Consider the following 5,806-nt stretch of genomic DNA (forward strand, 5'->3'; position numbering starts at 1 on the left):
TGTACTCTGTGGCGGGGCGCCGCCCCGGGTGGGGGCGTGTGGGGGGGGCTGATGTCCGGTGTTTCCACGGGTTCGCGGCTGCGGGTCTGGTTTGTCGCGTGCCGCGGGGGGGTGGCCTAGCGCCGGCCGGCCGTCGCCGCGCGGCTGGACCGCACGGCCAACATCGTCGGCACCGGAGGCGGGCCCGCCACGTTCAACATCTCCACCGCGGCGGCGTTCGTCGCCGCAGCCCTGGGCGTGCGCATCGTCAAGACGGGATCCCGCGCCTACACGAGCACCTGCGGCTCCCACGACCTGCTCGACCGCCTCGGCATCCGAACGACCACCTCGTACGAGCAGACCGACGACCTGCTGGAACGCTTCGGCGTCGCCTTCCCCGGGAACTTCGTCTACCCGCGGGAGGTGGCGCTGCTGGCCCGGAGCATCGTGCCGATGGACCTGCGGATGATCGGCGGATTCATCAACTCCGTCGGCCCCTTCCTGGCCGCGGTGCCGGTCTCCGCCCAGCTCGTCGGCGTCTCGGACCATTCGCTGCTGCCGACTCTGGGCCAGGTCGCCGCCAGCGTCGCCGACCGGAGGATCTGGCTGTGCTCCAACGAGCTGGGAGTCGACGAGCTCGTCAGCTCCGTCGACAACGTCGTCCTCACCAATGACGGCACCGACGCGATCCGGCTGCGGGCCGAGCCTCCCGGGACCGCCGCCGACGCGCTCGCCCTACTACGGCCGACCGGCGAGGGCGAGGACGTGGTCGACCACTTCCTCGGCGTGCTCTCCGGAGCCGGGCCGGCTCTCGCAACGCGGACCGTCTGCCTGAACGCCGCCGCCCTGGCCGTCGCGAGCGGGCTGATCGACGGGTGGCCGGAGGCCATCAGGGCGGCCGACGACGCCCTCCGCAGCGGTGCCGCCCGCGACCTCGTCGACCGCCTGCGCGCGCACCCGGCGCGCCGCGCAATACCTACGGTGCGTGCGCGGTGAGCGGGTTCTTCGCGCGCCGGCCACCGGACCAGCCCGGCCTGGCGATGTTCCTCAACGCCGGAGACCCCCCGCTGCCCGTCCTCGCCGACGTCATGCGGATGCTCGACGACTGCCGCGTGGACTGCCTGGAGCTGGCGGTGCCCTTCCCCGACTCGGTCACCGACGGGCCGGTCATCCGCCGATCGGCGCAGCGGGCCCTGGCCGACGGCGTCGGACTCGACGAGGTGCTCGGACTCCTCAGCGGGATCCTGCCCCGGCTGCGCCACCTGCGGGTGGCACTGCTGGCCGACTGGAGCCACACGGTCAGAGGCCCGACCGTGCCCGGCTTCGTCCGGCGGGTCGCCGACTCGGGCGTCGACGGGCTGCTGGTCCACGGCCTGCCACCGCGGCTACGGGCCGGCTACCTCGAAGCGGTGCAGGAGGCAGGGCTTCCCATGGTCGCCACCTGCTACGCCGCGTCGACGGCCGAGGTGAAGGCCGCGGCCGCCGAGAGCGCCACCGCGTACCTGTACCTGGTGGCCCACTACGGCCGCAGCGGCGGCACGCTCACGGCCGACCGCCAGGAGCTGGCCGCCGCGCTGGCCGCACTGCGCAGGACGACAGCCGTACCGATCGCCGTCGGATTCGGCGTCCGCTCCAGGGCGGACATCGACCTGCTGCACGGCCTCGGCGCCGACGCCGCGGTCGTGGGCAGCGCCGGGGTCGCCCGGATCGAGCACGCCCTCGCCGAAGGGGCCAACGTGGTCGAGGAGCTCCACACCTTCGTACAGACCGTTTCGCCGTATTCAGCAAGCCGCTCACTCGACAAGCCGTTTCATTCAGCAAACCCCTGATTCAGCAAACCACTCATTCAACAAGCCACTCATTCAACAAGCCGCTAGGAGGCACACCCGATGATCGTCCGACGCCTTGACGAGGTGACCACTGTGGACTGGGGCAACGGGCTCAGCCGCAGGTTCCTTCTCGAATCCGACGGCCTGGGCTACACGATGACGGACACCACCGTCCGCGCCGGCACCAGGTCGAGGCTGGAGTACCGCCGCCACCTGGAGGCCTGCTACTGCATCGAGGGAACGGGCCAGGTGGTGAACGCCGACGGCACGTCCCACTCGATCGAGCCGGGCACGCTGTACGCGCTCGACCTGCACGACGCCCACTTCCTGATCGCGGACCAGGACGCGGACCTCCGCCTGGTGTGCGTGTTCTCGCCCGCGTTGCGCGGCGACGAACGCCACAACCTGGACTCAGCCGATTTCTCCGAGTACTAACAGGACTGACAGATGATCAGGTGGAACGCCGACCAGATCGCTCTGGGCGAGGGGATCGCCCAGTGGTGCGAGGAGCTCAGCTCGGGCCATCTCGAAGGGGACGCGGAAGGCGCCTTCCCGTGGGACAAGTGGAAGCTGATCCAGAGGTCCGGAATCCTCGGCCTGCCGTTCGACGAGCAGTGGGGCGGGCTGGGCCAGGACCTGCTCACCACCATGCACGTGCTCGAACAACTCGGCACCGGGTGCCGTGACGGCGGACTGAACTTCTCGGTCGCCACCCACCTGGTCAGCGTCGGAGTCCCGCTGCAACGGTTCGGCTCGCCGGAGCTCAAGGCGCGCCACCTGCCCGGGATCTGCTCGGGAGAGACGATCGGGGCCCACGCGATCAGCGAGACCGAGAGCGGCTCCGACGCGCTGGCGATGAGGACCACGGCCACCCGCGAGGGCGACGGCTTCGTACTGCGGGGCGGCAAGGCCTTCATCACCAACGGCCCGGTGGCCGACGTGTTCGTGGTCTACGCGCGCACCCACCCGAAGGCCGGCCCGCTCAGCATCACCGCCTTCGTCGTGGAGCGGGACACCCCGGGGCTCGTCGTCGGGCCGCCCGTCGCCACCATGGGGCTGCGGACGGCGCCACTGAGCGAACTGCACTTCGACGACTGCCGGATCCCCGCATCCGCCGTGATCGGCCGGGTCGGATCCGGGTTCCTGGTCCTGGACCACGTGATGAAGTGGGAGATCCTCTGCTCCTTCGTCATCAACACCGGGCAGATGCGGTACCGGCTCGACCGCTGCGTCGAATACGCCAAGGAGCGCGTCCAGTTCGGCAATCCGATCGGCTCGTACCAGTCGGTCTCCCACAAGCTCGTGGACATGAGCATCGGCCTGGACACCGCGCGGAAGTGGCTCTACGACACGGCCGTCCGGCTGACGGAGGGCGAGAACGTCACGCGGGACATCGCCGTCAGCAAGGTCCTCACCAGCGAGAGCAACCTCTCCTCCGCACTGGCCGCCGTGCAGATCTTCGGCGGCAGCGGGTACCTGGCCGAGTACGGGCTGGAGAAGGACGTGCGCGACGCGGTCGCCGGCCCGATCTACTCGGGCACGTCGGAGATCCAACGCAACCGCATCGCCGCCATGTTGGGGTTGTGACACCTGATGCTGGTCAAGATCTGCGGAGCCACCTCGGCCGAGGACGTGGCATCGCTCGACAGTGCCGGAGCCGACTTCGTCGGCCTGTGGCACGGCGTCCCAGGAGGCCGTGCAGACCTGACGCTCAGTCAACTGACGTCCCTCGCTGACGCCGTGCACCGAACGGAGCGAATGCATCCGGTCCTCGTGACCTTCCTCAAAGACGCCGGGACGCTGCGCGCGGCGACGGCCGCGGCCCGGGTCCGGTGGGTCCAACTGCACGGCTACCAGCCGCCGGGCCTGGTCCGCGCCCTGAAGGGCACCACGGACCTCACCGTGGTCAAGGTGCTGCACCTCGGTGCGGACACCCGCGCGGAGCGGTCCCTGATCGCGGCGTACGAGCGGGCCGGAACGGACCTCTTCCTGCTGGACGCGGTCGCCGGGGACGGCCGGATCGGCAGTACCGGGCAACCGGCGGACTGCGGGGCCGTCATCGAGTTCGCGGACCGCCTCTCGCGGCCCTTCCTGCTGGCCGGCGGCATCTCGGCCGACAACCGGGAGGACTACCGGGCCGTGCTGGACCACCCCCTGTTCCTGGGCATCGACGTGGACACGGCGGCCAGGGACGTCGACGGACGGCTGAGCGCCGACCGGGTCACGGCCGTACGGCGCGGCTGGCACGATCCGAAAGCGAGGGTCTAGATGACGGCCGCGTTCATCGAGGCACTCCTGGACGCCCGCCGACCGGTGATCATGGAGCTCAAGCGGCAGGACGCCGCCGGACACGACCTGTTCGGCGACAGGTCGGCCGCCCGTCTGGTCGCCGACTACCAGGACGTCGGCGCGCCCTGCCTGTCCGTGGTGACCGGCCGGTGGTTCGGCGGCACCCCGGACCTGCTGCACGAGGTCGTGGCAGCGACGGACCTGCCCGTGCTGCAGAAGGACTTCATCACCCGCCGGAGCCAACTGCACCAGGCCCGCGAGAGCGGCGCGTCCACGATCCTGCTCACCGCCGCGCTGCTGCCGCGCGCCACCCTGGGCCACCTGGTCGAGCTCGGCCTGAGCCTGGGCCTGACGCCGTTCGTCGAGGTCACCACCGAGGAGGAGATCGGCCGCGTGCCGCGCGCCGAGGAGTGCGTGGTCGCGGTGAACAACAAGGACATCGCCACCCGCGAACGCGGCGCGGGCGACCTCGGGCGAAGCTCGTCACTCCTGCCCGCGGTGCTGCGCAGCGGCACCCGGTGCCCGGTGAGCGCCGGGGCCATCCGCAGCCCCGACGACGCCGCCCGCCTGCTCAGTGAGGGCTTCGCCGGTGTGCTCATCGGAACGGGCCTCCTGCGCGCCGCCAGCCTGCCGGCGTGGCTGGACGGCCTCGATGCCCGTCTCGACCCCCACCTCGACGCCCGTCCTGGCACCCGCCTCGACCCCCGTCTCGACGCCGGCCGCGAACCGGCTCCACCCGTCCGCCGCCCGGCGGCCCCCCCGACCACCGACATCTGGAGGTAACAGCATGACCAGCGAAGCATCCGAGCAGTGGAAGGTCGTCGTCAACGACGAGGAGCAGTACTCGCTCTGGTCCGCCGACCGCGAGTCGCCGGCGGGCTGGCGCGAGGTCGGCGTCCGGGGCGCGAAGGACGAGTGCCTCGCGCACATCGAACACGTGTGGACCGACATGCGCCCCCGCAGCCTGCGCCTGCGGTCCGTCCCGGAGGACGGTGCGCAGTGAACCGGACGCTCGCACCGCACGGCGCGCGCCCGGTGGCCGAGCCCCTGCTCACCACCACCCTGAACCTCCCGGAGTGCCAGGCCCGGGGCTGGGTCGTCGTCGACTCCATGGTCGACGGCCTGGCCCTGGGCGGCACCAGGATGACCCCGACGGTGACCGAGCAGGAGCTGGCCGGGCTCGCCAGGGCGATGACCCACAAGCTGGCACTGGTCGGCCTGCCCATCGGTGGCGCCAAGGCCGGCATCGCACCCGATCCGGGCGCCACCGTCGAACGGCGGTCGGTGATGCGGGGGTTCGGCCGCGCCGCGGCCCCGCTGCTGAACGGCGGGGTGTACCTGGGGTGCGACCAGGGCACCACCTACGCCGACCGGCAGGTCGCCTTCGAGGCCGCCGGGTACGACGTCACCCGCCGCCCCGGCACCACCCGCCTGACCGTCGACTGGGCCGAACTGTGGGACCACATGGCCGACATCACCGGGTTCGGCGTGGCCGTCGCGGTGCTCGGCGCCCTACGGGCCTCCGGTGCGCGGACCCCGCAGCGCATCGCGATCCAGGGCTTCGGCACCGTCGGGCGCGCGGTGGCCGGCCACCTGGCCGCCCCCCGCCCCCCGGGGGTGGGCGGGGGCGGCGGCCGGGGCCCCCACCAGGAGCAGCGCGGGGAGCCCCGCGCCGGAAACGCCACCCTCACCACCACCGACGGCCCGCA

At 71.9% G+C, this 5,806-nt stretch carries 8 protein-coding genes; all 8 read left to right on the forward strand.

The genetic code is table 11. The features are described 5' to 3' along the window. Window positions 1-198: 198 nt before the first annotated feature. The gene (locus tag ACFV6I_RS07695) at window positions 199-975 is read left to right on the forward strand and encodes a hypothetical protein (RefSeq protein WP_380423910.1); all 777 of its coding nucleotides are present in this window, start codon (window positions 199-201) and stop codon (window positions 973-975) included. Next, window positions 972-1,808, forward strand: a complete 837-nt coding sequence (gene trpA, locus ACFV6I_RS07700; protein WP_380423880.1) for a tryptophan synthase subunit alpha — start codon at window positions 972-974, stop codon at window positions 1,806-1,808. The genes ACFV6I_RS07695 and trpA overlap by 4 nt, the downstream gene beginning before the upstream one ends. A gap of 60 nt (window positions 1,809-1,868) precedes the next feature. After that, window positions 1,869-2,243: an ectoine synthase gene (locus ACFV6I_RS07705; protein WP_063352279.1), complete on the forward strand. Its 375-nt coding sequence runs from the start codon at window positions 1,869-1,871 to the stop codon at window positions 2,241-2,243. Window positions 2,244-2,255: 12 nt separating this feature from the next. Continuing rightward, a complete protein-coding gene (locus ACFV6I_RS07710) occupies window positions 2,256-3,395 on the forward strand; it encodes an acyl-CoA dehydrogenase family protein (RefSeq protein WP_380340068.1) in 1,140 nt (379 codons plus the stop codon). A gap of 6 nt (window positions 3,396-3,401) precedes the next feature. Further along, complete coding sequence (locus ACFV6I_RS07715; RefSeq protein WP_380423881.1) at window positions 3,402-4,076, forward strand: N-(5'-phosphoribosyl)anthranilate isomerase; 675 nt, start codon at window positions 3,402-3,404, stop codon at window positions 4,074-4,076. Beyond that, entirely contained in the window at window positions 4,077-4,880 is an 804-nt protein-coding gene (locus ACFV6I_RS07720) for an indole-3-glycerol-phosphate synthase (RefSeq protein ID WP_380423882.1), read from the forward strand. It begins immediately after the preceding gene. Between the two features lie 4 nt (window positions 4,881-4,884). Then, complete coding sequence (locus tag ACFV6I_RS07725; RefSeq protein WP_063352282.1) at window positions 4,885-5,100, forward strand: MbtH family NRPS accessory protein; 216 nt, start codon at window positions 4,885-4,887, stop codon at window positions 5,098-5,100. Beyond that, window positions 5,097-5,806, forward strand: a 710-nt coding sequence (locus ACFV6I_RS07730; protein ID WP_380423883.1) for a Glu/Leu/Phe/Val dehydrogenase dimerization domain-containing protein, incomplete at its 3' end; no start/stop codon positions are given. The genes ACFV6I_RS07725 and ACFV6I_RS07730, both read left to right, overlap by 4 nt.

The sequence above is a fragment of the Kitasatospora sp. NPDC059803 genome, from assembly GCF_042732255.1.
GTDB lineage: Bacteria > Actinomycetota > Actinomycetes > Streptomycetales > Streptomycetaceae > Kitasatospora.